Below are 2,314 nucleotides of genomic sequence, written 5' to 3'. Positions count from 1 at the left end.
GCGCGCGGGCGGCTTGGGCCTCGGTCACCATGTCGATCATCCGCGCCACGGTGCTGCTTTCGACGGTGGCGCTTGCGCGCATGGTCAGCACGGAATTGAGGTTGACCGTCGCCTCGAAAAGCTTCGCGCCGGGCACCTTTGAGACGGGCATCGACTCTCCGGTGATCGTCGCCTCGTCGACCGTGCCTTCGCCGGTGACAAGCACGCCATCCACGGGCACGCGCGAGCCCGGACGCAGGACAAGCAAATCCCCCTCGCGAAGCGCCACGACGGGGATTTCCTCTGTCGCGCCCGTGGCGCTCAGCCGCAGCGCAGTCTCGGGGCGCAGCGCCATCAGCGCCTCGATCGCGCGGCGGGCGCGGCCCATAGCGCGATGCTCCAGCGTGCCCGAAATGCTGAAGAGCGTGAGGAGAACCGCCCCCTCCAGTGGGGCGCCTACCGCAAGCGCGGCCAAAGCCGCGATGATCATCAACAGGTCGATGTCGAGCACGTGGTCCTTGAAAAGTGCACCAAGCGCGCGCAGCCCCGTCGGAAGCCCGGCCGCAAGATAGACAAGTGCAAGCCCTGCCGTGAGCCAGATCCCCGGCAGCACGAAGGTGCCGAAGAAGGCGGCCGCCATGCCGAAACTCGCCGCGAGCGTGAGGGGAAGCATGAGGCGTTCTTCAAGACTTACAGGGGCGGTGCTGGGCATAGGAAGCTTCCTGTGTTGACACGCATGCGGCGGGTTCGGTGCATGAGGAGCCGATCATTCATTCCGTCCAACGTCGGCTATGACCCAGATCAATTGCAATGATCCGGTTCACCCTATATTGTTACCGGAAGTTTAAGGAAGTCGATTGCCTCGTCAGCGTTTCAATCCATCGAGCGCGGATGAGCGGTGAAGCTTTGGCGCGGCCTGGAATCTACAGGGTCAGATCGACAGTATGAAATTGGAGCGGGACGGCCATGACCTATCAGTCAGCCCATGAAGAAGTGCATTTCGTCAACCGCAGCGGTTGGTTGCGGGCCGCGGTGCTCGGCGCCAACGATGGGATCGTCTCGATCTCGGCGCTCATCGTGGGCGTGGCGGTCGCCAATCCTTCCGCAGAGGCGGTGTTGATTGCAGGCGCCGCGGGATTGGCCGCCGGGGCGATGTCGATGGCGGCGGGGGAATATGTCTCGGTCAGCTCACAATCGGATATTGAAGGTGCTGACATCGCCCGTGAGGCGCAGGCTCTGCGCGAGACACCCGCGGAGGAGGAGGCGGAACTGGCTTCTATCTGGGAGAGCCGAGGCCTCTCGCCCGCGACGGCAGCGCTTGTCGCGCGCGAGTTGACCGAAGCTGACGCGCTTGGGGCCCATGTGCGCGATGAACTCGGCCTTTCTGAGGTGCATAGCGCCAATCCCTTACAGGCTGCCTTTGCCTCTGGGCTCACGTTCACTTTGGCCGGGGCTGTGCCGATGGTCGCTGCGCTCGTCTCACCCGCAGAAACTGTCGCCGTCGTGGTTACTGTGACAACGCTGCTCGCGCTTGCTGTTCTCGGGGCTCTCGGGGCTTGGGCCGGCGGAGCCAAGTTGTTGCGACCAACACTGCGTGTGGTCTTCTGGGGCGGTGCCGCGATGGCAGTGACCGCCGCTATCGGAAAACTATTTGGGGTCGCGGTTTAGGCAGGCAGGGGGGCTATCCCCCCTTCTTGGGGATCGGGGGAAAGGTATTTTAGAGTTCAAAAGGGCCCGGTTTAACGGCTCTGGCATTGTCGAAGATTTGGTTGATGAAACTGCTGCCTCTCTATCAGCGGCGGAGGTTTGGGGGATCGCCAGCCTGCGCAAGCCCATAGCTGAGGCCCTTGCCAATCCGGTGCGCGAGGGCTGACCAATTGCGGGCCTGATCTATTGTGAGGTTAGCAGCCAGCACTTTATCAAAGAGGTCCAGCCATATTGGAAACATCTCAGCGCGTATGTCTCCTGCCTCTTTGTGAACGAACATGGGGTTTCCATCGTAGCCCTGTTCGCGCAGGATCGCGTTACGCCAGAAAGACATGATCCTGCTTTCATGCTCTGACCAGTCCGTGACGTGCCGTGCAAAAACTGGCCCAAGAACTGGATGGTGGCGAATGTCTGCGTAAAAGCGCGCGACCACCACGCCGATTTCTTCGGCGGTAATGTCAAACCTACGCGCATTCATACTTGCCCCCTTTCACCGGCCTATGTGTTACGAGTGTTTCCTCTGCGCATGGCTTCTAACGTGGCCCGGCCATCATAAGAATTATGAACTCACATCAGAGAGTGCCAGATCCATTCATCGGATCTTGGCGGCCCGATGTGTAGCGGAATT

At 61.2% G+C, this 2,314-nt stretch carries 3 protein-coding genes; 1 reads left to right on the top strand and 2 read right to left on the bottom strand.

The features are described from left to right. The coding region (locus tag H0485_RS21065) for a P-type ATPase actuator domain-containing protein (protein ID WP_494338145.1) at positions 1 to 691 on the bottom strand (691 nt) is incomplete at its 3' end. 254 nt (positions 692 to 945) lie between these two features. On the opposite strand from H0485_RS21065, the gene H0485_RS21060 reads away from it, so the two are divergent. Further along, positions 946 to 1,647, top strand: coding sequence for a VIT1/CCC1 transporter family protein (locus tag H0485_RS21060; RefSeq protein ID WP_038068518.1), 702 nt, complete (start codon positions 946 to 948; stop codon positions 1,645 to 1,647). A 124-nt stretch (positions 1,648 to 1,771) separates the two neighbouring features. Here H0485_RS21060 and H0485_RS21055 read toward each other — a convergent pair whose 3' ends face one another. Continuing rightward, positions 1,772 to 2,164 carry a group III truncated hemoglobin gene (locus tag H0485_RS21055; RefSeq protein ID WP_020952701.1) on the bottom strand — a complete coding sequence of 131 codons (393 nt, stop codon included), beginning with the start codon at positions 2,162 to 2,164 and terminating at the stop codon, positions 1,772 to 1,774. Positions 2,165 to 2,314: the final 150 nt, after the last annotated feature.

The organism is Pseudogemmobacter faecipullorum (genome assembly GCF_020539525.1).
Lineage (GTDB): Bacteria > Pseudomonadota > Alphaproteobacteria > Rhodobacterales > Rhodobacteraceae > Pseudogemmobacter > Pseudogemmobacter faecipullorum.
The sequence above is the reverse complement of the archived record's forward strand: the minus strand, read 5'-3'. Positions and strand labels throughout refer to the sequence as shown.